This is a genomic window from Candidatus Eisenbacteria bacterium (assembly GCA_030017955.1).
Classification (GTDB): domain Bacteria; phylum Eisenbacteria; class RBG-16-71-46; order JASEGR01; family JASEGR01; genus JASEGR01.
The window spans coordinates 1-26,476 of the sequence record JASEGR010000031.1 but is presented as its reverse complement, the minus strand read 5'-3'; the positions used below and the strand labels follow the sequence as shown (position 1 = coordinate 26,476).

The following is a 26,476-nucleotide window of genomic DNA, read 5'->3' as shown; positions in this document are numbered from 1 at the left end:
TGCTCCCGGTGAGTTACGCTCAGGCACCAGGATCCCACGTTGCAGCAGAGTGTTGGTACGGTGCAGCACCAGCTCAAATATGTTCCGGAAGGGGGAAACTAGCACCTGATGAACGCAGGTCCATCAATTCTCATAAGAACTCCTAATTGGCTGGGCGACACGATACTCACCACCCCGGCAATAACCGGAGTGGTGAACGCAAATCCCGATTCGACAATCTCCATTCTGGCTCCGTCAGCTCTTGGCGAGCTCTTCGCTCATGACGGGAGGTTCGAGGAGGTAATCACTTTCAGGCGGGAAGAGGTTTCGGGTTCGCTTCGAGGGGCGATCTCCCTTGCGAAAGAAATTAGGAAGATCGGCTTCGATAAGTTTCTCATTTTTCCCAACTCCTTCTCGTCAGCATTGACGGCCTTTCTATCCGGAACCCGTGATAGGATCGGCTATTCTGCCGAGTGCCGCCGGCCGCTTCTGACCAAGGCCCTTCGCTTCAGGAAAGACCGGAAGAAAACTCACCGTGTGCTCCTCTATGCCGACATTGCCGCGCTTGTGGGCTGTACTCCTGATGATGGTTTGCCCTTGCGGCTCGATCTTCCTCAGGAGGAATCCGATCCTCTCCTGGAGCTCTCAGGATATTCACCGAGGAGCGATGCACCCTTGGTTGCCATCGCGCCATCCTCGTTTGCTTCATCAAGAAGATGGCCGGTCGAACGATTCGCACTTCTCGCAGACCGCCTCGCACAGAGCTTTGGTGCAAAGATCGTTCTTCTTGGAAGCGTCAGCGACGCGCACATTGCCTTCGGGATGAGCGGGATCATGAAGACTCCTCCCATTTCCCTCGTTGGGAAGACCAGCCTCCTCTCCCTTTCAGCTGTCCTCAGAAGAATGAACCTCTTGATTGCGAACGACTCAGGCGTCGTGCATCTGGCGTGCGCACTTGGCATTCCTTATCTGGTTCTTTTCGGAGCGGGAGATCCTTCCGTAACGGGACCGTGGCACGGCCGCGGCAAACTCATCAGTAAGGAACTCGACTGCTCTCCTTGCGTGAAACAGACATGCAGCAAAGACCTCGAATGCATGAAGGCAATATCAGTCGACGAGGTTTTCGCCGAGGTATCAGTCCTTATCGAGCATGACCGCGGAAGAATCTAGGATGACAATGGAAGAAACAGCAAGGAGCACACCGGCTCAGACTTCCCGGGGAAGCAGACTCCATGACGCTTCCAATCTAATCATTCAGTTACTTTTTTTCAGTCTCATCTTGTCTCTTCTTTTCTCTCAAATTTTGTTTTACATACTCATCCTGCTCTGCATTGTTGATTTTCTCGGCGGCTGCAGAGCGAGAAGGGAAATTCCGCTTTTTGGATACTTCCTTACCGCATTCATTGTTCTTCGTTCGCTTTCAGTTCCGGTGTCTGTCGCGCCGGGTCTTTCCGTTGCGGCAATTCCGAAACTGATCACAGCGCTGCTTTTCTTCGCGCTCATTCACTTCATCAGGGATGCCAGGGATATTGAGAAGAGCACAAGGCTCCTCTTCATTTCTGCCGTTCTCGCTTCACTGTACGGGCTCTTCATCTATTTCACAGGAAGGACAGAGAGGGCACATTCATTCACCGGAGGATACACGACTCTCGGCGTGTTCCTTGCCTCAACTATCGCATTTCAACTCGTACATCCGCGCGAGACCAAGACATTTCTCCCGAAAGCGGCCTGGGTCTCAGGGCTTGCAGCAACTATCTTTGGACTCTTTTTCACTTTTACCAGAGGCGCATGGACTGCTCTCATCTTGTCCGTCCTCCTTGCCGCCTTTCTGGCAAGGAAGAAGCTGCTTGTCGCAATCCCAATTCTTATCGCACTGGTCCTTCTGGTCCCGCCCCTCAGAGAGCGTGCACTTACTCTGAAGGACCCGCTTACTCACTCAACACAGAGAGTAACAATTTGGAGTGAGGGAATGAGGCTCATATCGGAAAAACCGCTCGAGGGCCACGGCCTTGGCACTTTCAGGAAGATTTATCCGAATCTTGCCGGTCTTCAAGACAAGAGGGTCCGTAACTGGCACAACGATTTTCTTCAGGTCGGTGTTGAAAGCGGGATTCTGACTTTGCTCTGCTATTTCATGTTCCTGGCATCTCTTCTGACGCAGGGGTTTTCTCTGGGGCTCAAAAAAGAAAACAGGGATCGTGGACTCGCACTTTCCCTGTCTGCCTCGCTTTTCTGCCTTGTAGTATCTTCCGTCTTCGGTACTGTCCTTCTCGATCCTACGCTTTCGCTTCTGTTTTGGGGGCTGACTGGTGCCCTCGGATTTGTTGTCTCGGCACGAGGCCTTCGGGGAAAAGCACGCCTCCCGAGAGAATAATTTTTATCGCCTCTTCGATGTTGAGATCCGTGTCGATAATCTCACTCTTCTCGACCAGAACCACCATCCCAGTCGCGGGGTTAGGGGGACTAGGGATGAAGACTGCCGTGAGCCTGCCGGACCCAGCGGGGGCTTCAACTCGTTCCTTTGTCACGAACCCAACCGCAAAAATGCCTTTCCTCGGATATTCGATAATCACAACTCTTTTGAAACTCTGGGACGCGGGAACAGAGACGGCTTCAAGAAACTGCTTGGACGAGACGTAAATGCTTCGCACAAGCGGGACCCTTCGCATGAGACCGTCAAGGTACAAAATGAACCTCTTCCCGAGGACATTCGCGGCAAGAAAACCAAGGGCGAAGATGATGATAAGAGTAGCGATAAGTCCAAGACCGGGGATTTTGAAACCAATCAATCTGGTCAGCAGGGGCGCAAGAATGTTGTCAACGGTGTTGAAGAGAAGGCGCAACATGAGGTAGGTTATGCCGAGAGGGATGACAATGAGAATCCCGGCTATGAACTTGCTTCTCAGCGTTTTCTGCAGTTTTCTGAACATCTAGTTATCCCACCTATTTCCCCTCACCTCAATCCTCTCCCCAAGGGGGAGAGGAAGAATTCGGTCAACCTAGCTGCGATCGTTCTCATCTCTCTTGACCAGCCACTTGACCGCTTCCAGGAGATTGTCCGCGACAAAATCCGGCCTCAGATCCGCTGCGGAAATCTCGCCCACCCGCGCCGGATCTGGCTCGTCGTGCACTTTTCTTATGAGCACGGTCTTCGTGCCGGCGTTCATCCCGCACAGGACATCAGTCGGGTTGTCCCCGATTGTGTATGATCGCGGCAAGTCCAGCTTGAGCCTGTCAGCGGCCATCAGGACAAGCCCCGGCTTCGGTTTTCTACACTCGCATTCGACGTCAAACTCAGGATGGTGAGGACAGTAGAAAACTCCGTCCAGCTCGCCGCCGGCTTCCTTTATGAGCTGCACCATCCTCCTATGGACTTCCTCAAGGTCATTCCTCGAAAAAAGCTTTCTTGCAATGCCGGACTGATTGGTGATGACAACAACCGCGATGCCTCTTTCGTTCAGCATCCTAATTGCATCGGCACTCCCGGGGATAAGCTTCACATCTTTTGGGTCGCCAAGATACGGGATGTCTTCAATGATCGTTCCATCCCTGTCAAGAAAAACGCCCCTCTTTCTTTCCAAGTCTTACTCTCTCCAGTAGGGAGTTACTTTGAAGCCTCTCTCCTGAGCTTTCTTCGCGATCGCTTCGAGCCTCTTTCTGTCAATTGCGATGACTTTGTCAGAGGCGGGAGCCCGGTCAAGCGTGTATATCTGAACCTCTATTGGTGCTATCTCCTCAAGAGCTGCGAGCCACTTTTCGACCTCTCTCTGTCCTGAGTTGCCGAACTGCCCGTCGACAAAGAGCGATTGAATTGTCACCGATTTGAGCGTCTTCAACCCCTCTACAATCGCCTCGAACTCGATTCCTTCGGAAGGCCGATTCAATTTCCTGATAATCTCCGCGCTGCCCGCATCTAATTTCATTATTCGCACATCGAGTCTCCCAAGCGCTTTCCTCACGTCCTTGCGATTCGCTGTGGAGGAGTTGGAGAGTATTGCAAGCTTCGCTTCGGGGACGTACCTGTCTCTGAGATGGCGTGCAATTTCCACTGCTTCTGGGAACTTCGGGTGAAGCGTTGACTCGCCGTTTCCAGAAAATGTTATGTAATCAACTCTAGTTTTCTTACCAACGAGCTCTTCCATCGCGCGTGTGAGTGCCAGGTCTATCTCTCCCGGGCTTGGAAGTTCGCCTGCCTTTTCTCCCGCATCCAGCGAATGGACGTGAGTCCAGCCGTACTGGCAGTACACGCAGTCAAACGTGCAGAACTTGTATGAATCGGGAAGTATATTAAGACCGAGTGACTTCCCGAGTCGTCTTGAATTCACCGGTCCGTAGACAATTCCGCTTTGAAGAGGAATGTTTCCCATAGATTATCTCCAGTTTCCAGTTGTTCAGTCTTCAGGATAAGCCCAAGACCGACTTCAAGGCATGAAACACGCCATCCACAGATACTGATTCCATACATTCCAGAGTGCCCAGTCTGCATTTCTTCTCACCATGCACCGAGCAGGGCTGGCACGCAAGTCCCTTTGAAACTATCCGGTGTCCGTCTCCGAGCGGCGAAAAACCAAGCTCCGGCGTCGTCGGACCGAAGATTGCGACAACATGCTTTCCAAGTGCGCAGCTCAGGTGCATCAATCCCGAATCGTTCGTCACGACCGCGTTGCCAAGCGATAGCAACGCAGCCACGACACCGAGCTCACCTCTGAAGGCGAAAACGGATCTGTCATTCTCTTCGATGGCCATCCCCTGGGGGGTCACGACTCCGGCCTCATCAAGGAACACGATAGCCGTCCCGCCCAGTTCACGGGTGATGAGACGGACAAGTTGGCCGAACTTTTCCTGCCCCCACATCTTGGCCGGCCATCTCGCCCCGGGGCAAACACCGATAACCGGAGACTTCAGTCCGTCAATTCTTCCGACGAAGGACACAGCGCTGCGCATCTCGTCCTGACCGACATAGACCTCGGGAGCAAGATCCGGAACCTGTCCCAGAATTCCGGCTACCGTTTTCAGGTAAGTCCGGGCGGCATGTTCTCTCCTGTAACTGTCTCTAAACAGTCCGTGGACAAATGCCCTTCTTCTTATGCCGTCCTTCCTCACTCTGACGTTCATCCCGCTCTTTGCGAACCCGGAGATTATCAGCGCTCTGAGGTTTCCGTGAAGGTCAATTACATAGTCGAATTCAGACCTCCTCAACCGTGAAATGAGCCGAAGCATACCGGACGGGCTGAGATCACTATTCTCAAGTCCGATCAGGCAATCAATGAATGGGTTGTATTTCAGCACCGGGACGTATTGAGCCTTGGTGACGAAGGTAATGTTGATCCCGGGTATCCCGTTCTTAAGCGCTCCAGGAATGCTAGACGCGAGCACCACGTCGCCAAGCGAGCTCAAACGGACTACAAGGGCCGATTTCTGCATTTTCTAGGTCGCGAACTGCATTTCGTAAAGCTTCTTATAAGTGCCTCCCATTTCGAGAAGTTCATCGTGAGTCCCTTCCTCGACGATTCTGCCGTCATCGAGAACGATAATCCTGGTTGCATTCTGAATCGTAGAGAGTCTGTGTGCTATCACAAACGAAGTGCGTTTCTCCATGAGATGATGTATTGCTTCCTGCACGTATCGTTCCGATTCGCTGTCAAGAGCCGAGGTCGCCTCATCGAGTATGAGGATTTGCGGATTCCTGAGTATTGCCCTTGCCAGAGCGATCCGCTGCCTCTCTCCTCCAGAAAGCTTAACACCCCTTTCGCCGATCACGGCGTCGTACGCTTCCGGAAATGAGACAATGAAATCGTGAGCATGTGCAACTTTCGCAGCGTTCTCCACCTCCTCCCGTGTTGCTCCCTCCTTTCCGTACGCGATGTTGCTCCTGACGGTGTCGTTGAAGAGTATGGTCTCCTGAGTGACAATCCCTATGAGCGCTCTCAGCGAGCTCAGCTTGAGCTCTCGCAGATCCTTCCCGTCTATCGTCACAGAACCCTCAACAGGGTCGTAGAAGCGCGGGATGAGGTCAACGAGAGTTGACTTCCCGGCGCCGCTCGGTCCCACGATCGCGACTGCCTCGCCGGGCTTCACTTCGAAACTTATTTTCTTCAGGACTCTATCGCCGGACTCATAATTGAATGTGACGTCTTCGAAGGAGATCGATCTCCTGAATTCCTTGATCTCGATTGCATTCTCCTTCTCGTTCACCATGGGCTTCGTATCAAGAAGACTGAAGATTCTTGTCGCGGCAGCAAGTCCCTCTTGAATTGTCACATTGACGTTGCTCAAGGTTTTTAGCGGGACCATCAGCGAGAGCATTGCAAAAACAAAGACGAAGAAGAGGTTCGGCTCCAAACTCTTTGCCACGAAAATCTGATGACCGCCGAACCAGAGCACGGCAGTGGCGCAGATGACTCCCAGGTATTCAACCAGCGGGCTGGCAAGAGCTCCCACCCTTCTTAACCTTACGAATGACCGGAAGTATGCCCGGTTCCTGCCCTCGAATTTCCTGGTCTCCAGATCCTCCATGCCGAACGCCTTCACGATCCTGATGCCTCCGATAGTCTCGTGAAGCACTGAGGTTATGTCGGCCATTCTCTCCTGAGTTATTGTGCTTCTTCTTCTCAATCTTCTTCCCAGCGACACGATGACAAACATGCTGGGCGGCAGGACCAGAAGAGAAACTACGGCGAGCTTCCAGCTCACCCAGAATATCCAGAAGAGGCAGACCAAAAGAAGCAGACTATCCCTTATGAGGTTAAAGAAACCCGAAGAGATTGTGTCCCGGACAAGCCCAACATCGTTTGTTATCCTCGAAATCAAATGGCCGGTCTTTCTTGAATGAAAGAAGGACAGAGAGAGCTCGTGAAGGTGTCTGAAGAGATCGTTTCGTATGTCACGCATTACCCCCTGTTCGACCCAGACCATGAAGAAGGACTGGCCGTAGCCGAATAGGTTCTTGAGAAGCATGACCACGAGGATTACAAAGCAGATTCTTTCGAGCGACACTATCGGCCTTGATGCAAGGAGATATTTTTCCCCCTTGAGCTTCAGCACTTCAATCTTCGCCTGAAATGCCCCAAGGCCCCCCGCCTCAAAGACCGACTTCTCTTTTGTGACCTCAACGCTCAGGGGTTTTTCCGAGAAGAGCACCTTGATGAAAGGTGAGACCATCCCTATCGAAAAACCGCTGAAGATTGCATATATGGTCATGCAGAGGATGGCACCGGCGATCCTCTTCTTGTAAGGCTTCATGTAGCTAAGCAGCCGTCCGTAGGTCGTCATCTATCGCTCCGGACTTATCTGGAGAACTGCACCTGACAGGGGCATATCAGTGTCGTGTCCCGGAAATTCCTTGGCACTGCTCCACTTGAGAGCCGTCCCGTTCTCCCAGGCCTCCGCTATGTGTTCTTGCGGGCCCGGGAGTGCTGTTTCTTAACATCTGGCGATGTTCTTAGAGCCTGGGCAACTCCACGGGACGGAGCCCTATCGCGCGAAACTGCCGCCTCAGTTGGCTTGAGCACTGGAGACGAAAGAGTAGCGCTAAGCATTTCATCAATTCTTTCGACGAAGACAAACTTGATCTCTTTTCTTACTTCTTCCGGAACTTCAACCAGGTCCTTTTCGTTTTTTCTTGGCAGAACAACTGTCTTGATTCCGGCTCTATGTGCGGCAAGAACTTTTTGCCTCACACCACCGATCGGAAGCACCCTTCCTCTCAACGTGATTTCTCCAGTCATCGCAACATCGTGTTTCACCGGGATCCCGGTGACAAGCGAGGCAAGGCATGTGACCATGGCAACGCCTGCCGAAGGCCCGTCCTTCGGGATTGAGCCGGCAGGCACATGAATATGAATGTCGGTTGCATCAAAGAAATTTTCCTTCACTCCAAGTTCTTTCGAAAGCGACCTGACATAGCTCAGCGCCGCCTGTGCGGATTCCTTCATGACCTCGCCAAGGTTGCCGGTAAGCGAAAGTGATTTTCCACCTTTCATCTTCTGAGCTTCGACAAACATGATTTCGCCGCCCATCGCCGTCCAGGCAAGGCCGGTCGCCACACCAACTTCATCGTTCCTCTGGGCAATCTCGGAGAAAAACTTCTCCGGACCCAGGAAATCAGACAGATTCTTTGCCGTGAGGCTGACGCTTGTATCCTTTCCCTCCGCAATCTGCCTTGCCACTTTCCGGCAGACCGTTGCAATCTCCCGCTCAAGATTTCTCACGCCTGCTTCCATGGTGTAGTTTGAGATAATTTCCCTTACCGCATCGTCCTTGAAAACAAGAGACTCCTGGCTGATGCCGTTCTCCTCGTACTGCCGTGGGACGAGGTACTTCTTTGCGATGATGAGCTTCTCTTCCCTTGTGTAACCGGGAAGCTCAAGCACTTCCATCCTGTCCCTCAAGACGGTGGGAATCGGGTCAAGCAGATTAGCTGTGGTTATGAAAACAACTTTGGAAAGATCGAAGGCGACACTCAGGTAGTGATCGGAAAATGAGAAGTTCTGCTCCGGGTCAAGGACCTCAAGCAGTGCAGCGGCCGGGTCGCCCCTGAAGTCCGCTCCGATTTTGTCAACCTCATCCAGCATGAAAACCGGATTGTTCGATTCCGCCTTCCGCATTCCCTGAATAATTCTTCCCGGCAGAGCGCCGATGTAGGTTCGCCTGTGTCCTCTTATCTCTGCTTCATCTCTCATTCCTCCAAGAGACATCCTCACGAACTTCCTTCCCAGGGCTCTCGCGATCGACATTCCAAGCGAGGTCTTACCGACTCCGGGCGGACCGACAAGGCAGAGAATCGGGCCTTTGGGGTTCTTTTTCAGCTTCCTTACCGCCAGGTATTCGAGGATTCTTTCTTTCACCTTTTCAAGATCGTGGTGATCCTCTTCGAGAATCTTAGCCGCCTCACCAACATTTATCTCCTCGCCGCTGGACACACTCCACGGCAGGCTGACGAGCCAGTCGAGGTAGGTTCTTGATACGGTGTACTCGGCTGCGGCAACGGCCATCTTGGACAGTCTCTCGACCTCTTTGAGCGCAGCTTCCTCTGCTTCGTGAGGCATCTGAGCTTTCTTGATCTTTTCTCTCAGCTCGTCTGCCTCCTGCGTCCTCTCATCAACCTCGCCGAGCTCTTTCTGAATTGCCTTGAGCTGCTGCCTCAGGTAGTACTCCCTTTGCCCTCTGTCCATTTCAGTCTTGACGTCGGATTGAATCTTCTGGCCGATTTCGAGGAGCTCGAGCTCTCTTGCCAGGATAACAGCAACTTTCTGGAGTCTCTCTTTCGCGTCAACTGTCTCCAGAATTTCCTGCTTTCTGGCGACCTCGACATTGAGATTCGATGCAACGATATCTGCGAGTCTTCCCGGCTCTTCAATATTCATCGAAAGGACTTTGAGCTCTTCAGGAAGATAAGAGACCGATTCCACAAGTTTCTGGAACAGGTTTGTGACGTTCTTCATGAGAGCGCTTGTCTCTTCGGTTTTTCTATTGTCCTCGGTAATGGCCGAAAGCCGCACCTTGAGATAGGGTTCGGTCTGCACGACGCTTTCAAGCTTCACCCTGCCAATACCCTGGACAAGGAGCCTCATCGAGTTATCCGGAAATCTCAGCATCTTCAGGATCGTCGAGGCAGTTCCTACTGAATAAAGGTCTTCGGCGGCAGGTTCCTCTCCCTCCGGGTATTTTCTCGCAAATATGGCTATGATCTTGTTTGTGGCAAGACTCTCATCCGCCATTCTGACGAGCTTCTTGTCACTTATGACAAGCGGGAGCATCATGTACGGGAATACAACGGTATCCGTGACAGGAAGAGCAGGAAGCTCCGCCGGAATCTCGATGACTTCCCGGGGTTCAGCCGCTGTTTTTTGGCCTCCCTTTGGCATAACTCTCTATCTTCCTCCTTCTTTACGTTTCACAGAATGCCGCCGGGGCGTCCTTAGGGTCGGCCGGTCCGGGCCCGGCAAAAGCCATCCGTCGAGCCGGACATCCGGATGCCGGTCATTCCACCCTTATTTGAAACGCCTCCTTTTCCTTCCCGCCGGATTTCTTTATTCTTACCTCGAGGATTCCATCCCGGTATGCGGCGCAGACTGTGGTGGGATCGCAATCAATGGGAATCGGGATATTTCGTTCAAAAGGACCGACTGACACTTCCATCTTATGGAAGTGTTTTTTCCCGGGTGGAATGTTGTCCTTTCTGACTCCCCTGATGGTGAGATAGTGCTCATCCAGAACAATTACAAATTCCTCTCTGGTCATTCCAGCGATGTCCATCCTGACCACAAACTCCGATTCGGTCTCGTAAACATCGGTGTTGGGCCGCCAGACCATGCCGCCTGCAATGGTAGCTTTCGTGAAATCAAGTATGAGATACTCCATCCATTCTCTTGCCGAAAAGAGACTCCTTGCAATGTTGACCTTATTGTCTTTCACCCTGCTTCACCTCCGCATATCTACCACTCGTACTGCCTCACAAAAACGTCGTCAAAGTCAAATACATTCTGGAAATCTTCTTTCTTGTCCGTCTCAGTCTTGGCGAGGACTTCTGCATCGACAAGGTTGAAGACTATCTGCCCTATGTCCGCGGTTGTTCTGATTCCCCAGTGGTTCAAAACCATTTTGGCCGTCGGCCCATACTTCTCAACTGCAAGCTCTTTCGCTCCGGAGAGGAGCTCTTTGGCGGTGATGTGTCTCCTCACTGCCAGCCTGGACACTGTGTGTTCGAGAGCCATCATGACAAAGACGTATGCCTCAAGCATGAACCTGCTGTCTTTGTCCGTAATCCGTTCAACCTTGGATAGGTCGTTTACCGGTGCGTCTGCCATGGGACTAATTCTAGAACGCCCAGCCCACTGGAGTCAACCGCGTCAAATGGCTGATACTAGAACTTGTTGGAAATCCGGCTGCGCGGGCAAAAGTCCGAGGCCTTTGGCCTCCAAATGGAATTCCTGACACTGCCGCTCTTGCGAAGACCTTTGACAAAACCGCCAAGTGCGGATAGATTTGAGCTCGTCAAGCGGTCCGCACCAGATTGTGCCGTCCAAAGGCAAATCCACGAAGATCTCTCTTTGGACCCTGGTCAAAGGCAAAAATCTAAGACAAGAAAGGGGAATATCATGAGCGACGTAGCTGGAAAAGGAGAAATAACCCTGGCACCACCTGGACATCCGATCAACACACTTATGGAAGAGCACAAACTCCTCCTCGGGTTTGCCGCCGAACTGAGAACTACTGTGCAAGTCATGAGGAGCGCCAAGGATTTCGGCTCAAGCCACAGGGAGATGGAACAACTGAAGCACATTGTGGAGCATTTGAAAGATTCGGAGAGCCATTACCTCCGGGAGGAGAATGTCCTGTTTCCATATCTCGAAAGGCATGGGATTACTCAGCCGCCCGCGATCATGTGGTCTGAGCACAACGAAATCAGGGAGAGAAAGAAGAGAATCTACGGAATCATGGAGAAGCAGAAAGACTTGGGCTTTCAGAAGTTTGTCTCAGAGCTTGAAGGCGGAGCCGCATCCCTGGATGACCTTCTCCAGAGCCACTTCTACAAGGAAAACAACATGCTCTTCCCGATGGCGATAAAGGTCATCACAGAGGACGAGTGGGCGGAAGTCGGCAGGCAGTTCGATGAACTCGGATACTGCTGCTTCACGCCACAACACGGAAGACAAGCTGGCCAGGAGAGGCGGGCAGACAAGGCAGAACCTGTGCCCGAAGGACAGATGGCATTCGAGACAGGGAGCTTTTCCAGGGAAGAACTTGAGACACTCCTCAACACACTGCCTGTTGACATCACGTTTGTGGACAAGGATGACAAGGTCCGGTACTTCAGTCAGTCGAAGGAGAGAATTTTCGCGAGGACGAAAGCAGTCATCGGCCGCGAAGTCCTGCAGTGCCATCCAAAGGAAAGCTTGGACAGGGTCGTGCAGATCGTAAATGATTTCAAGAGCAACAAGAGGAATTCGGCCGAGTTTTGGATCAACTTGAAGGGGCGGCTCGTCTACATCCGCTACTTCCCCGTGCGCAGAAACGGCGAGTATCTTGGTACCCTGGAGGTGACCCAGGATATTACGGATATAAAGAAAATAGAAGGAGAGAAAAGACTGCTATAAGGGGAGCATCACACGGCGGGAACATTGTGAGGAGATTGGGCGGTGGTAGACAGTTCAGGCCAACGATTTTCGTTGGATCCAGCGCCAACCCACGTAACGAAGCGGCAATTGCCGTTGCCGGAATTCCAGGATGAGTAAATGGTGCAGACGTGCGCCCCAACGGGCCGAACGCGTCTTCCGGAAGAACTCTCCGGCTGATAGCGAAAAGTAGACAGAATCCGACTTGGAGTGGTAGAATCCGCCGAATGGGTGGGGCGAGGTCACATGATTGTCCCTCCAGGACAAAAGACACGGTCAAGGAAAAAGAAGTCCGGGGAGGGTACTGCCATGCAAAACCCCAAACGGTCTACAAGAACAAAGACTGGTGGAACGCGGAGGGCGGCTGTTCCGTGTCCGAAGCCAAGAGGGAAGAAGAAAGAGACCGCCAAGTACATGGGGTTGTGCATGAATTGTGAAGAGCGCGAGACGTGTACTTTCTTGAAGACTCATGGCGGTGTGTGGCATTGTGAGGAGTACAAATAGCAGCACCGGTGAGGCGATACCGCAAAGAGACGCCTCCTGAACAGGGGGAGAAACATGAGCTCGGCCGAGATTCAAGCAATCATTGAAAAACATGGTGCGACACGCGGAGGTCTGATCTCCATCCTGGAAGACATTCAGGGAAAGTATGGATGTCTTCCTGAGGAAGCCTTGAGGGTGGTGGCAGATACGACCAACCGCTCCCTCGTGGACATCTACGGGGTAGCCACTTTCTACAAGTCCTTCAGACTGAAACCGAGAGGTAAGCATCTGGTCTCAGTCTGTCTCGGGACCGCGTGTCATGTCCGGGGCGGGCCTGGCATTGCCGGGGAATTCGAAAGGCAGCTCAAGATCGCGGCCGGCGACACTACTTCAGACAGAGAGTTCACGCTGGAAACGGTCCGATGCCTGGGTGCTTGCGCCCTCGGACCTATAGTCGTCGCGGATGGCCACTATTTCTCAAACGTGAATACGGCGGACGTGAAGCAGATCATAGAGAAAACCCGTGCGGGCCTCGACAGAGTTGAGATTAAGGGAGATGATCGTGTGTTCCCTGTTGAGGTCAGTTGTCCGCGCTGCAACCATAGTCTGATGGCAGGACACCACGTTCTGGACGGCTATCCGGCTATCCGCATCACAATGTCTTTTGGAGACCACCACGGCTGGTTAAGTTTGTCCAGCCTCTATGGCAGCTTTGCGGTTGAGTCTGAGCAAGAAATCCCGCCGGACACCGTTGTGAATTTCTTCTGTCCGCACTGCCATAGCGAACTTCTGGGTGCATCGAACTGCGCGGCCTGCGACGCCCCGATGGTCTCTATGATAGTACGCGGCGGCGGCGTAGTGCAGATTTGTTCACGACGCGGATGCAGAGCGCACATGCTGGATCTCAGCGGGGACAACATTTGAGGTTAGAGGGAGGCATCGAAATTAGATGAAACGGACATATCTATGCAAGAACTGAATTCTCCTCATCAATTCAAGATCTTGAGGGACCGTTTGGAGGATAGCCGGGATCCAGCCATTCCGGTTATCACGATTTCAGCAGGCACGTGCGGCCAGGCGAGTGGGGCAAACGACCTCATCCGGGTCACGAAACGAGAGCTTCTGAAAGAAGGACTGGCAGACAAAATCCACCTTCGCATTACTGGCTGCCACGGGTTCTGTGAGATGGAGCCATCGGTTCTCGTCGAGCCGCAGAGAACGTTCTATCCCAAAATCAAGCAGAAAGACATGGTGCAGATAGTCAGGGCCGTGGCCAATGGAAAGGTGGTTTCGTCTTTGCTTCTCAAGGATCCGGCCCGGGAGAAGCCTTTTGCAAACCAGGATGACGTCCCGTTCTATGCAAAACAGTCACGCACCATACTTGCCCGGAATGAAAAGATCGATCCAATCCGCATCTACAACTACATCGAGAACGGCGGCTACTCGGCCATGGTCAAAGCGCTGGAAAAGGCGGACCCCCGATGGGTGATAAACGAAGTCAAAGCATCTGGCCTGCGGGGCCGCGGCGGTGCCGGCTTCCCTACCGGATTCAAATGGGAGCTCCTGGCTGCACAGCCGAATGGCCGCGGAAAATTCATCGTGTGCAATGCGGATGAAGGTGACCCCGGCGCGTACATGGACCGCAGCGTGCTGGAGGGCAATCCGCACAGCATCATTGAAGGGATGATAATCGGAGCATATGGGACCGGGGCCACAGAGGGAGTTATTTACGTCCGCAACGAATACCCGCTCGCCATCAAGCATCTGATCATCGCACTCAGACAGGCGCGCGAGCTGGGGCTGCTCGGCAAGGATATTCTGGGGACCGGCTTTGATTTTGACATCAATCTGGTCAGAGGCGCGGGTGCATTCGTGTGCGGCGAGGAAACAGCCCTCATGAAATCCATCGCGGGAAAAGTCGGAGAGCCGACTCAGCGTCCGCCATTCCCGGTCGAGAAAGGCATAGACGGCAAGCCCACAGCAATCAATAACGTCGAAACCTGGGCCAATATCCCGGTGATAATCCGTGACGGCGCAGCAGAGTTCTCAAAGCAGGGGACAAAGAACAACTCGGGTACAAAGATATTCAGCCTTGTCGGCAAGGTCAAATACACGGGGCTTGTAGAGGTGCCGATGGGGATAACAATAGAGAAGATCGTGAATGACATTGGGGGCGGCCCTATCGGCAAAGCCAGGATCAAAGCCGTGCAGACCGGCGGGCCATCGGGCGGCTGCATTCCGGCGAGACTCTTCAATCTAACTGTCGACTATGACAGTTTGGCGAAGGCCGGATCCATCATGGGCTCCGGCGGTCTGATCGTCATGGATGAAAACACCTGCATGGTCGATGTTGCGAAGTATTTCATGAGTTTTCTGAAGGATGAGTCATGCGGCAAGTGCTTCACATGCCGGAAGGGAACGCAACGGATGTACGAGATCCTGGAGGATGTCTCCGAAGGGAAAGGCAGTCTGGAAGAGCTCGGCCTTCTCGAGGAGCTCGCGGAGGTTGTCAAGGACACCACAATGTGCGGCCTTGGGCAGACCGCCTCCAACCCCGTTCTCAGCACTCTGCGTTATTTCCGGGATGAATACGAACGCCACGTCCGTGACAAACGATGCGATGCTTTTGTATGTAAGGGACTTGTCGGCGCGCCGTGCGCCACCGCATGTCCCGTTGAAACCGAGGGATGGCGCTACATAGCTCATATTGAACGTGGAGAATATGAAGAAGCATACCGTGTAATACGCGAAAACAATCCATTTCCGTCGGTATGCGCTCGTGCTTGCAGCCACCCCTGCGAGGAACGTTGCAGAGTCGGAACGCAGGGCGGCGAGGCCGTTGCCATCCGTGCTCTCAAGCGTTTTGTGACTGACCGCGTTGACCCTTCTGTCTACAAACCGTTGCACGCAGTGAGCAACGAGAGAGACGGACGCAGAATTGCCGTTATTGGATCAGGCCCAGCCGGCCTCACTTGCGCCCACTATCTCTCGTTAAAGGGTCACAAGGTGACAGTGTTTGAGAAAGAAGATGAACCGGGAGGCATGCTGATCAGCACTATACCTGCCTATCGCTTACCGAGAGAGACAGTGCGCAAAGAGATCAAATCCTTGCTCAATAAAAACGTCACCATGAAATGTGGCGTCTCCCTCGGCAAGGACATAACGATGGATAAGTTGTTTAAGGAGGGATTCCATGCAGTATTCCTGGCGATTGGCGCTCACAAGAGCCTGGGTCTTGGTCTTCCCAGGGAAAAACTGTCCGGCGTGTACCCATCAATTAGTTTTCTGAAGGCATTTAATCTGCATAAAGAGAGGCTCGCAAATGGGCATGTCGGAGTGATTGGCGGCGGCAACTCTGCAGTAGATGCGGCAAGAGTGGCTCTCCGCCAACCGGGAGTCAAGACCGTCACAATCTTCTACCGCCGCAGCCAGGAAGAGATGCCGGCATTTGGCGAGGAAGTCGCGGCAGCTCTGGAGGAAGGAGTAAAGCTTGAGACATTGGTCTCCCCGATCAGAGTCATTTCCAAGGGTGGTCATCTTTCCGGAATCGAATTCGTGAGAAACGCATTGGGAGAGTTCGATTCAAGCGGCAGGAGACGCCCAGTCAGCATTCCTGACTCTGAGTTTTCGGCGTCCCTCGATACGCTAATTGTCGCAACCGGCGAGATCCCGGACACCGATTGCATCGTCGGCGCAGGTGATTACCGTATTAGTGTCGCTGAAAACAGACGGACAGTGCTTGTTGATCCCGAGACCCTTTGCACGAACCGGCCTGGAGTCTTCGCCGGAGGCGATCTTGTGACCGGTCCGAATACAATTGTCGATGCTATTGCCGCGGGGAAGAGGGCGGCAACTATGATCGATCTTTATCTACGAAACGAGAAATTGCATCAGCCGGCTAGATGGAGAATACCTCGGCACTATATTGAACCAGCAAAAACCAATTTGAAGGAAGCGCAGCAGCTAAAGAGAGTGGAGATACCTTGTGTTCCTGTGGATTCCAGAAAACGAAAATCCGTGGAAGTCGAGAAGGCACTTTCTGCCCGGGAAGCCACGCGGGAGTCAAGACGGTGTCTCCGGTGTGATCTGGAGTTCACGAAACCCGGGGACGAGAAGACAGCAGCCGGGTCACTGGAGAAAAAGCCAACATGATTGCCATAAGACTTAACGGACTAAACGTTCAGGTGGAAAAAGGTACAACAATCCTCGAAGCGGCAAGGTTCTACGGATTTCCGATTCCGACGCTTTGCCATATGGACGGACTTTCGCCCTATGGTGCATGCCGGCTTTGCGTCGTGGAGATCGGCGAAGGTGAGAAAGCGAAGCTGGTTTCGTCCTGCACCTACCCGGTACAGGAAGGACTCGCGGTGCGGACTGCCTCCACGAGAGTGATCAAGGCGCGCAAGATGGTCCTCGAGCTGTTGCTGGCATCCTGTCCTCAGTCGAAGACGATTCAGGACCGTGCCTCAGCACACGATGTTCGCCAGCAGCGTTTCAGACAGGAGCACGAGGACTGCATTCTCTGCGGGCTATGCACGCGTATCTGTTCAGAACAGATGATGGCAAAGGCGATCGGCTTCAGCGGACGCGGTGAGAGTCGCAGCATCGGGACACCGTTTGACATACGCTCTGAGGTCTGCCGGCTCTGTGGAGCGTGCATGTATGTCTGCCCGGCATGCCAGCTCAGATGCACATACATGGACCAGGAGAAGGCGATTTGCGGGGGGTGTGCAAACCTGAGCCCACCGTGCCTCAAAAAGGAGCAGTTCGATGACATGATGTGCTACATGGACCCGTGCGTAGCATGTGAGGTCAAGCAGGACAAGAAGCAGTGAAGGCAAGGAGGAGATACTAATGGCACTTTCCAGAACAAACGCTTCGGCTGCAACACTGACAAAAAACAGAACAGAAGACTCAATCGTCCCGCTCTCCGGAATGTGTGTGACCTGTGTGGATGGGTGCATTGGAATGTGCGAAATCGGAAAGTCTGCCTACCGCGGGCATGAGGTCATTTACCCGCAGCCATTCGGCGTTATAACGACCGCCGCCGAGAAAACCTATCCGGTTGACTATTCTCACTTCAGCATCATGGGTACTGCTGTCGGCGCCTACGGTATTGAAGCCGATAGCGACAAGGCAATCTTTCCCGCCGTAAGGCTGGATGTTTCCTTTGGAAAGAACAAGGGGCTCAAGTTCCGTTATCCGTGGATCATTCCCGGTATTGGCTCAACCGACATTGCCAAGAACAATTGGGAAGGCCTCGCCATCGGATCTGCACTTGCAGGAACTGGTCTAACAATCGGCGAAAACGTCGTTGGTATGGATCCCAGCGCCACTTTCAAGAACGGCAAAATCCTTGACACGGTGGATTTGAAGCGCCGCGTGAAACTATTCAAGGATCACCAGCGCGACGGATATGGAGCAATCATAGTCCAGGCGAACATTGAAGATACCCGTCTCGGCGTGCAGGAGTATGCAATCGAGAAGCTCGGCGTGAGCTGCGTTGAGCTCAAGTGGGGACAGGGAGCGAAAGACATCGGCGGAGAAGTCAAGGTCCGGGACTTAAAAAAAGCTCAGATGCTGCACAGCAGAGGTTACATCGTGCTTCCAGATCCAACCGATCCGCATGTCATAAAGGCCTTCGAGCGCGGCTCATTCAAGGAGTTCGAGCGTCACTCCCGCGTCGGAATGGTCACTGAAGAGTCATTCGCCAAGAGAGTCGAGGAGTTGCGGAAGGCCGGGGCTGAATACATCTTCCTCAAGACCGGCGCATACAGGCAGGCAGACCTAGCCCGCGCTGTGGTCTTTGCTTCCAAATACAAGCTAGACCTTCTCACCGTTGATGGAGCAGGAGGAGGCACAGGCATGAGCCCCTGGAGAATGATGAATGAGTGGGGAGTGCCGCCTGTGGAGCTGCATTCGCTTATGTACCAGTACGCGAAATATCTTGCTGACAAGAAGAAATATGTACCTGCACTGGCTGTCGCAGGCGGATTCACCTTCGAAGATCAAATCTTCAAGGGACTCGCGCTCGGCGCCCCGTTTGTGAAGCTGGTGGGCATGGCCCGCGGTCCTATTGCAGCCGTTATGGTTGGTAAGACAATCGGAAGAGCGATTGAGGAGAACCAACTCCCGGTGTACGTCCAGCGTTTCGGTGATTCCAAGGACGACATTTTTGTTACGTCGCCATCACTGCGGAAGGAACTTGGCGATGATGAGTTTGAAAAGCTGCCGGCAGGCGCCATTGGCCTCTATACCTACTATGAACGGCTTGGCCAGGGACTCCGGCAGTTGATGGCAGGCAGCCGGAAATTTTCTCTGGATTCCATCGAGCGTGATGACATAGCCGCGCTGACTCATGACGCCGCCAGCATCAGCGGCATCAAGCATGTGATGGATGTTGACAAGGCCCAGATTGAGGACATCCTGAATTTGTAAGGCAATCCGAGAACCGTACGCCATTTGTCTGGCCGCGGTGGGCGATGAGCGTTTGCCGTCTCCGCTCCGGGATGACCCATCTAGGGCTCGCCAGGCGGGGAGTCCTTACCCCTCCCAGCCTCTAAAGGGCTGGGTATCCCCACCTTGCTCGCCAAGACGGGTTCCCCATCCCTCCCGCGAAAGCCAGCTCACGGCTCATCGCCACCGCAACGCGAGTTGTCCCTGTGAGGGCAAGCCGGCGCCGGTCACTGATGCGGGTTGTCTCGCAATTAAGCCATACGCTAGCGATCTGTGATAGTATCATCGGCATATGCAGTCTTTGGCGGAATCGTCGACCCATACCGGACCTGCGGCTTCGAGTTCACGCGGGGGCGCTGTTCCTCGACCGGGAAGCGGCCGGCTGCCTCTATTCATTCTTGCCATCGTTATCCTATTTCACCCGCTGACTCTTTCTGCTCAATTTGCCGGCAACAGCCAAAATCCGCCGGGCATCAAATGGAAGAAGATCGACACTCCGCATTTTGAAGTAGTTTTTCCGGAAGAGATCACCTCCGAAGGCCAGCGGGTCGCAAACACTCTGGAACATGCCTATGGCCCCCTTTCAAAAACATTGCACATGGAACCAGAACGAATTTCCGTGTTTCTCACAAACCAGATCGTCGAGGCAAACGGATACGTCACGCTGGCACCCCGCATGTCCGAGTGGTTCAGCACGCCGCCGCAGTCGCAATTTGGAGGTGTAAACGAATGGTACGATCTGCTGGTATCACACGAGGGTCGGCATGTCGTTCAGTTTGACAAGATGGATCAGGGCTTCACGAGGATCGCGGGTTTTCTGTTTGGCGACCAGGGCAGGCTTGCCTTTTCTTTCCTCTCTGTTCCGGTCTGGTGGTGGGAAGGAGATGCAGTTGGAAGCGAGACAGCCCTCACGAACAGCGGGCGCGGGCGCCAACCATCATTCGACATGGGGATTCGGACACTCCTTCTCTCCGGCAGGCGGTATTCATACTACAAGTCGTATCTCGGCTCCTACAAAGACTACTGTCCGAATTACTACGAGTTGGGCTATCAGCTTGCCACGCATGTCAAGCGGAGCCACGGCCCGGAGGCCTGGAGCAGGGTGATAGACCGGTCATCCAGGTTCTCTTTTTATCCCTTCATTTTCTCGATGGCGCTCAAGAAGGAGACGGGCAGGAATGCGGCAGGGACCTTTGATGAGACAATGGACGAGCTGGAATTTCTGTGGAAAGGACAGCTTGAAGGTTTGAGTCTCACAGAATTCAGTACGGTGAATTCATCTGAGAAGACAGTCTGGACAAGCTATGTCTTCCCCCACTACGGGCCCGATAGCACAATCATAGTTCAGAAGACCGGCCTCGACCATCCGGTTCAGCTTGTGCGGCTCTACAGTAATGGAAGAGAGGAGAAAATCGGGCAATTTGCGCCGCGTGAATTCTACGGGACGAGAGTGTCTGCAGAGAATGGAAAGCTGGTCTGGGATGAAATGGTTCCGGACCCGCGATGGGGTGCACGGAATTATTCCGTCATCATGACATATGACCTAGAAAGCGGAAGAACCAGGAGACTGACCAGGAAAACCAGACTGCTAAACCCTGCTCTGTCCCCGGATGGCAAGCGAATCGCTGCAGTAGAGTTCACTCCAAGACGCCAGTGCGCAATTGTGATTTTGGATGTCGAGACCGGAAAGGAATTGAAGCGTCTGCCAAATCTGAATAATGACTACATAATGAGCCCGTCCTGGTCTGCTGACGGGAAGCTCATCGTTTTCACTCGCCAAAAGACTCTGGGCAGAGCGCTGAGTATCGTGGACGTCCAGACGGGAGAAATACGGGATGCAATACCGTACGGCTGGGAAGATATCACCTTCCCCGCATTTTATGGAAAGTACATCCTGTACGGCTCCGCATACTCAGGAATCGATAACATCTATGCCGTTGATACTGAATCCGGCCGACGCTATCAGGTGACATCAAGCAAGTTCGGTGCGTTCTTCCCCGAAGTCTCCCCGGATGGCAAGAAGCTTCTCTTCAGCACCTACACAGTCGATGGATTCGACGTAGCCGAGATGACTCTCGACCCTTCAACCTGGAAGGCGCTGGAAGAAGTGGAAAAGCGCAGCATAAACTACTACGAACCTCTCATCGCCCAGGAGCAAGGCGGTTCAATCTTTGATGACAAAGATATTCCGAAAGTTGACTATTGCGTGAAGGACTATCACCCAATCACCCACGTGCTCAACATCCACAGCTGGAATTTCCTCCCGACGTCATCCGAGCTTGGGCTGGAGCTCTTTTCAAACGACAAGTTGAATACGACAGGGTTGAATGGAGGCATGTGGTTCAATGTGAACGAGAAAACTTCCAGATTTTCGGTAGGCGGTTCCTATGCAGGCCTCTTCCCTGTTCTGGATTTTGAATTGAGCCGCGGCGGCCGGGCTTCGACCTACACTGATGCGAACAACAGGAGCCAAACTGAAACCTGGCGAGAGACCTCAGCAAGACTTGGTCTCGGGGTGCCGCTGAACTTATCAAGAGGCATTCACGCCACCTCCCTCATCCTTGGAACTGGTGTCGAATATACGAGAATCTCTGACAAGAGCCAGGTCGGTGCGTACGAAAACGGAAACGGAAGTTTTATTCCGGTTGAGTATCATATCAGTTTCTCTAGATTCCGAGATGCCTCTCTGCGTGACATCCATCGCCCCGGCCTCAGCACATACTTGACCTACAGCCACACGCCGTGGAAGGGAGATTACAAAGGCTCGCTGCTATCGACGCAAGCAGACGTGTTTCTGCCGGGTGGTTTGCCGCATCACGCACTTCACGTTCAGGCCGGCTACGAGCAGCAGAGGCCGCAGAACTATCATTTTGCCAGCCGATTCCTGTTTCCGCGGGGATATGATGCCGTGTTTCATGAAAAGCTGTACAAGGCATCTCTCGATTATGCTCTTCCATTGCTCTATCCGGATTGGGCTTTTGGTCCCGTACTGTATCTGAGGCGAGTGACGGGGAATGTTTTCTACGATTATGGGCTAGGTGAGGATGGCATCACTAAGAGAACTTACCGCTCGGTGGGCACGGGCCTCGCATTTGATGTCTGCCCTCTTTCTCTTCCTGTGCCTTTTGCCGTGGGTGTGCGGTATGTGTACCGCATAGAAGATGGAAATTACCGTATCGAGCCGGTCTTCGGGGTCAACTTTTGATCCCGCGGGTTAGCTTGAAAGCAAGGTCAACTGCCTGAGTGGGAGTCTCAACGCGAGCTATTGACTCGTCTCTATCCCCTGCCTTCGAAAGTTCCCACGTTTGTATTCCAACAACAGGGATGCCAAGCTTCAATCCAAAGGCTATCTCGGACAATGTTCCGTAGCCGCCGCCAACTGCTACGAGAGCATCGCTCGATTTTACAATTATGAGATTCCTCGCTTCGGCAAGCTCGGTTATGATTACTACGTCAACATAGGGATTTGCATCGGAAGCATGCCCGCCCGGGAGAATTCCGACTGTGGTTCCCCCGGATTCCTTTGCCCCTTTCGACGCTGCTTCCATCACACCTCCCAGTCCTCCCGTGATCACGATTCCGCCTTTCAGGGCAACCTGTTTCCCGACTTCGTATGCCGCTTCCCACTCTTCCCGGGATGGAGAAGATGTACCTATCACTCCGATTGCAGTCTTTCTCGTTTGAGCCATTTGATTTCTCTCTTACTTCATTATTGCGAATTTTCCTTTTCTCACAGAGGAAGGGGAGGTTGAGGAAGGCTCGAATACGGAGATCTTGTAGATGTAGAGGCCGCTTGCAAGATTCGCCGGCAGGGATTGGAATTCAGAAAGACGCACCGTGTTCATACCGGCTCTCGCACCATTTTCCTGGTAGAGTCCCGTGTAAACCTTCTCGAAATTTCCAACGTCCCTCCCTGAAAGGTCAAATACTTCAATCTCCACGGTTCCTGGCTTCGATAACTCATACGCGAATAGGGTGTTACTCGCCGCGACACTGGACGGATTTGGATAAACATAGCATTGCAGGAACCGGAGGGTCTCTCCTTGAACGATAACGTCACTTGAAGTCATGTTGTTCGTGACTGTGGTTTCGCTCATGCCCATGAGTTCAACAGATCCAAAGATTGTTCTTGCTCCCGCATCGCTTTCGGCCGGCATCCAGCTCACTCTTCCAGAAACTGCTCCTCCTCTCGAAAGGTAGCTGAACGATACCGTGGTGTCCGCAATTAGAGTTCCTCCTCTTTGCGGGTCTCCACCGTAAAAAGAGAATTTGATTGAGTCAGATGCAGCGATCTTGTCTCCAAGATTGTGCGCCGTTAGAAGGAGTGTGACTTCACTCCCAACAACCACTTTTGAAGTGGGTTGTGATCCCCTGCCCTGCATTAGCACGAGCTCTCCGGCCGAAACAGAGAGATCCGGTGTTGCAGACGGCGGAGTTCCGGAAAACTGGGCGATCGTGGCGACAATGAGTTTTGTCATCTTGGAAGCCATAGAGAAGTTAAGCTTGTCCTCGGTGTCATCAAGGGTGTGGTAGTAAGGATTGTGCGGGGTGACAACATAATTCTCGATGAAATGGACAGCATCAAAGCCTTTCGACCAGAAGGAGTAGTGATCGCTGTTTAAGGTTGGCAGGAGAACCTTGTCCAGTTCAAGTCCGATTGACCCCGAGAACACCGAATCTGTAACGTAAGCAAGGTCAGCGAGCCACTGGGAATTGAAGTCGGTTATAACATTCATGGAATCTGTCCTGGGGTTGTACGCAACCATATCCATGTTGAAGACTCCGAGAATATTCTCACCCCGGCTGAGAGCTTCCCCCACGTAGTACTTGCTCCCCCAGAGCCCCAGCTCTTCGCCAGAAAAGAGAACGAACTCTATGTCGAAATCAAAGGGAAGTGGAGAAAGAACTCTCGCTGCCTCAAGTACGCATGATGTTCCGCTGGCATTATCGTCGGCACCCGGGGCAGGTTCGGCGAACCAGCACCATTTCGCCGGATCGGCCGGACCTCTTGAATCATAGTGAGCACACACAATGAATTTTCCGGCATTGCTCTGGCTGCCTCTCTTCAAGCCAATAATGTTGTAGATTGAGTCACGAACCGTGCCGGTGCTTGGGTAGCACGAGTCAGGTGCCCATTCTTCAAACATCTCAAACCCCACTGAGTCCGCGGGGCCCAGATAGCTCCTGAGCCTTGCTAGAAGGAAATTACCCGCCTCATTGAAACATTCCCTTCTGAAAGTCCACCTCGTTCTGTAGCGCTGGTTCACATCATCGTAGGTCAGAGCATGAATCACATTTCTTATGCTGTCAGTGCTCACATTGTCGAGCACATGTGTCACGGATTCTCTCTTTTCTTCACTGAGTATTGGAAGCGAGCCCCTTGAGAACACGGACCTGGGGGCCTTCCTCCCTTCAATGGCAAATGGGATTTCTTGAGGCAGCGCCACCGCGTAGAAACCTCTCCTCGCAAGGTCAAGACGTAACCCATCTCTTGATCTGACAACCGCCATCTCCTCTCCGTCAAAGAAGACAGGTTTTTCAATCCGCTCAAGCTCGTCGAGTTCGGATTGAGAGGTTACCCGAACAAGAAAGAGTTCGTCTTCACCTTGAGATGAAATAAGATGAGACCTGATTCCCCTCAGCTCAAGTGTCCTCTCCTCTGTTTCCGTCAAAGAGACTAACGCATAACCTTTCCCAAAGTATCTGGCACGCACGCCCAATCGTTTCATTTCTCTCAAATCTGCGGGATCTTTCCAGGAAACGGAAAAGAGCTTCCTTGATGGCGAATGCCCTTGGCCCGAAGAAAGTGACGGGAGAAGAATCAGTCCGAGGCCCGAAAAGATAACTAGAAGGGTTCTGAAGCTCCTCATTTTGACCTCGCTTTTCTTATGTCGGGACTTCCATAACAGTAGAGACAGCCATGCCGGCACAGCTTGTACCAGCCGATGTCAAGGCTGTCCGTGCACTCGCAGAGCTCTCTCTGGCCTTTTGCTTTCAATGTCGAGCATTCCTCTCTTCTTGGATGAAGTCTCTTCAGCCGTTCGCCATCGATGCACTTTCCACTTTGTTTTCCCGGAACGCAACAGTATAGAAGCTCAACCCCGATCTCTTTTGCCTTTTCTTCGAGTTGAGCTGATTCCGCCTGGAATTGAAGCGCACTGAGCTGAACGCACTCCAGCCCGAGTTTTTCGAGTCTTTTCGTGACCTTGCCGTACGAAGAAACCCAGCTTGTGAAAACCTGCCTGATTCCAATATCAGAGGCAGTCCGGGCGATGCTCTCAAAGAATTCGAGATTGGTCAAGACTTCTCCACTGGCGGCTCTGAAGCGCACAATCGGATCAAATCTCAATGCAACTCTCTCCGGCTTTCCTGCGAACTCGGCGAGTTTCCGGACGAGAGAGAGACTCGTTGCCGTATGCGGGACTTGGGGCTCAAGAAAGCTTCCTCCCAGCCCCGTTATTGTATGGTGGAAATACACCTGTTCGTACGACCTGAGGATTCTGTAAAGCTCTGCGTCACGAAAGATGTTCGACGGATCCTTTGTCCAGATCACAACCGTGTGAGTTTCTTCAGGGCGCGCCCTCCGGGTCAGGAGCTCCTTGAGCTCGTCCGGGTAGGAGCCCACCATGTCAACTCTTCTACTCGCGGATACTACCTTCGTCATGTGTTGACAGCCTTCGTTCCCTGTTAGTAGCATCAAGAAAAGATCCCTTCGACAACAACTCGAAACTGAGCCAAACAAGACATAGTGGAATAGTAACACTCATCGCTGCCTTTGGGGAGGTGAAGAAATGAACGTACTTGACGTCGTGAAGTTAAGAAGAAGTGTGAGAGCGTTCGTTGGAAAGAGGATTGGAGACGAGAAAATCAAGGCCCTGAAGGAGGCGCTCATCTGGGCGCCGAGCGCCGGCAATCTCCAGAGCAGGAAATTCTATTTTGTCTTTGATGAGGACCTGCGAAGCAAGTTTGAAAAGGCCGCCGGTGGTCAGCAGTTTCTGAGAGAAGCACCGCTCGTTATTGTTTGCTGCACCGACAAGAAGATAACCAGACGCTATGGCGACAGAGGTTGGGAGCTATACGCAATACAGGATGTCTCGGCAAGCATCGAGAACCTTCTTTTGGTTGCCTGCGACCTGGGACTTGCCACCTGCTGGGTCGGAGCCTTCAATGAGGAGACAATTCACTCGCTTCTTAAGTTACCTGAAACATTGAGGCCAATCTCTTTAATACCAGTAGGTTATCCAGCCGAAGAACCGGAACTCCCTAAACATCTTCCCGAATCCCATATCATCGAGACTATTGCATAATAACACTCGCCCCCTGTCAATGTCCCAGGGGGCGAGCCTCAACGCCCCACACGCCTAGTGTGCCGTCCCAGAAATAACTCTACGAAATGCAGGGTGTTTCATAAGGCACACTGCCAGGGGGTATGAGGGGGTCGT

22 protein-coding genes are annotated in these 26,476 nt (G+C 52.8%); 10 read left to right on the top strand and 12 right to left on the bottom strand.

The features are described 5' to 3' along the window. Positions 1-108 precede the first annotated feature (108 nt). Together waaF and QME66_06770 are read left to right on the top strand one after the other, a co-directional pair. Positions 109-1,149, top strand: a complete 1,041-nt coding sequence (gene waaF, locus QME66_06775) for a lipopolysaccharide heptosyltransferase II (GenBank protein ID MDI6808667.1) — start codon at positions 109-111, stop codon at positions 1,147-1,149. A gap of 7 nt (positions 1,150-1,156) precedes the next feature. Beyond that, positions 1,157-2,353 carry an O-antigen ligase family protein gene (locus tag QME66_06770; protein MDI6808666.1) on the top strand — a complete coding sequence of 399 codons (1,197 nt, stop codon included), beginning with the start codon at positions 1,157-1,159 and terminating at the stop codon, positions 2,351-2,353. On the opposite strand, the gene QME66_06765 is transcribed toward QME66_06770, so the two are convergent. The 8 genes from QME66_06765 to QME66_06730 all read right to left on the bottom strand — a co-directional run bounded on the left by QME66_06765 (position 2,256) and on the right by QME66_06730 (position 10,787). Beyond that, positions 2,256-2,909, bottom strand: a complete 654-nt coding sequence (locus tag QME66_06765) for a DUF502 domain-containing protein (protein MDI6808665.1) — start codon at positions 2,907-2,909, stop codon at positions 2,256-2,258. The two genes, QME66_06770 and QME66_06765, sit on opposite strands and share 98 nt — an antisense overlap. A 69-nt stretch (positions 2,910-2,978) precedes the next feature. Next, the gene (locus tag QME66_06760; GenBank protein MDI6808664.1) at positions 2,979-3,560 is read right to left on the bottom strand and encodes an HAD family hydrolase; all 582 of its coding nucleotides are present in this window, start codon (positions 3,558-3,560) and stop codon (positions 2,979-2,981) included. Positions 3,561-3,563: 3 nt separating this feature from the next. Further along, positions 3,564-4,346: a radical SAM protein gene (locus QME66_06755; protein MDI6808663.1), complete on the bottom strand. Its 783-nt coding sequence runs from the start codon at positions 4,344-4,346 to the stop codon at positions 3,564-3,566. A 31-nt stretch (positions 4,347-4,377) separates the two neighbouring features. Further along, complete coding sequence (locus tag QME66_06750) at positions 4,378-5,403, bottom strand: glycosyltransferase family 9 protein (GenBank protein MDI6808662.1); 1,026 nt, start codon at positions 5,401-5,403, stop codon at positions 4,378-4,380. A 3-nt stretch (positions 5,404-5,406) separates the two neighbouring features. Beyond that, positions 5,407-7,251, bottom strand: a complete 1,845-nt coding sequence (locus QME66_06745; protein MDI6808661.1) for an ABC transporter ATP-binding protein — start codon at positions 7,249-7,251, stop codon at positions 5,407-5,409. A 116-nt stretch (positions 7,252-7,367) separates the two neighbouring features. Continuing rightward, the gene (gene lon / locus QME66_06740; protein MDI6808660.1) at positions 7,368-9,845 is read right to left on the bottom strand and encodes an endopeptidase La; all 2,478 of its coding nucleotides are present in this window, start codon (positions 9,843-9,845) and stop codon (positions 7,368-7,370) included. A gap of 115 nt (positions 9,846-9,960) precedes the next feature. Next, complete coding sequence (locus QME66_06735; protein MDI6808659.1) at positions 9,961-10,395, bottom strand: Hsp20/alpha crystallin family protein; 435 nt, start codon at positions 10,393-10,395, stop codon at positions 9,961-9,963. Positions 10,396-10,415: 20 nt separating this feature from the next. Next, a complete protein-coding gene (locus QME66_06730) occupies positions 10,416-10,787 on the bottom strand; it encodes a hypothetical protein (protein MDI6808658.1) in 372 nt (123 codons plus the stop codon). A 291-nt stretch (positions 10,788-11,078) separates the two neighbouring features. Here QME66_06730 and QME66_06725 point away from each other — a divergent pair, with 291 nt between their 5' ends. The 6 genes from QME66_06725 to QME66_06700 all read left to right on the top strand — a co-directional run bounded on the left by QME66_06725 (position 11,079) and on the right by QME66_06700 (position 19,016). After that, entirely contained in the window at positions 11,079-12,077 is a 999-nt protein-coding gene (locus tag QME66_06725; GenBank protein ID MDI6808657.1) for a PAS domain-containing protein, read from the top strand. A 327-nt stretch (positions 12,078-12,404) separates the two neighbouring features. Then, positions 12,405-12,599, top strand: a complete 195-nt coding sequence (locus QME66_06720; GenBank protein MDI6808656.1) for a hypothetical protein — start codon at positions 12,405-12,407, stop codon at positions 12,597-12,599. Between the two features lie 54 nt (positions 12,600-12,653). After that, on the top strand, positions 12,654-13,502 hold the full coding sequence (locus QME66_06715) for an NAD(P)H-dependent oxidoreductase subunit E (GenBank protein ID MDI6808655.1): 849 nt from the start codon (positions 12,654-12,656) through the stop codon (positions 13,500-13,502). Between the two features lie 42 nt (positions 13,503-13,544). Next, positions 13,545-16,730, top strand: a complete 3,186-nt coding sequence (locus QME66_06710; protein MDI6808654.1) for an FAD-dependent oxidoreductase — start codon at positions 13,545-13,547, stop codon at positions 16,728-16,730. Further along, positions 16,727-17,413 (top strand): 2Fe-2S iron-sulfur cluster-binding protein, encoded by a 687-nt coding sequence (locus QME66_06705; GenBank protein ID MDI6808653.1) that lies wholly within the window; start codon positions 16,727-16,729, stop codon positions 17,411-17,413. The genes QME66_06710 and QME66_06705 overlap by 4 nt, the downstream gene beginning before the upstream one ends. A 19-nt stretch (positions 17,414-17,432) precedes the next feature. After that, on the top strand, positions 17,433-19,016 hold the full coding sequence (locus QME66_06700) for an FMN-binding glutamate synthase family protein (protein ID MDI6808652.1): 1,584 nt from the start codon (positions 17,433-17,435) through the stop codon (positions 19,014-19,016). Positions 19,017-19,446: 430 nt separating this feature from the next. Here QME66_06700 and QME66_06695 read toward each other — a convergent pair whose 3' ends face one another. Next, positions 19,447-19,602 (bottom strand): hypothetical protein, encoded by a 156-nt coding sequence (locus tag QME66_06695; protein ID MDI6808651.1) that lies wholly within the window; start codon positions 19,600-19,602, stop codon positions 19,447-19,449. 51 nt (positions 19,603-19,653) lie between these two features. On the opposite strand from QME66_06695, the gene QME66_06690 reads away from it, so the two are divergent. After that, positions 19,654-22,239: a hypothetical protein gene (locus QME66_06690; protein ID MDI6808650.1), complete on the top strand. Its 2,586-nt coding sequence runs from the start codon at positions 19,654-19,656 to the stop codon at positions 22,237-22,239. Here the strand turns inward: QME66_06690 and QME66_06685 are convergent. The 3 genes from QME66_06685 to QME66_06675 are packed head-to-tail and all read right to left on the bottom strand — an operon-like array spanning position 22,229 to position 25,698. Beyond that, positions 22,229-22,723 (bottom strand): TIGR00725 family protein, encoded by a 495-nt coding sequence (locus QME66_06685; GenBank protein ID MDI6808649.1) that lies wholly within the window; start codon positions 22,721-22,723, stop codon positions 22,229-22,231. The genes QME66_06690 and QME66_06685 overlap by 11 nt on opposite strands. Before the next feature lie 12 nt (positions 22,724-22,735). Then, a complete protein-coding gene (locus QME66_06680) occupies positions 22,736-24,904 on the bottom strand; it encodes a M28 family peptidase (GenBank protein ID MDI6808648.1) in 2,169 nt (722 codons plus the stop codon). Next, positions 24,901-25,698: a DUF1848 family protein gene (locus QME66_06675; GenBank protein MDI6808647.1), complete on the bottom strand. Its 798-nt coding sequence runs from the start codon at positions 25,696-25,698 to the stop codon at positions 24,901-24,903. The genes QME66_06680 and QME66_06675 overlap by 4 nt, the downstream gene beginning before the upstream one ends. Before the next feature lie 127 nt (positions 25,699-25,825). On the opposite strand from QME66_06675, the gene QME66_06670 reads away from it, so the two are divergent. Beyond that, entirely contained in the window at positions 25,826-26,341 is a 516-nt protein-coding gene (locus QME66_06670) for a nitroreductase family protein (GenBank protein ID MDI6808646.1), read from the top strand. Positions 26,342-26,476: the final 135 nt, after the last annotated feature.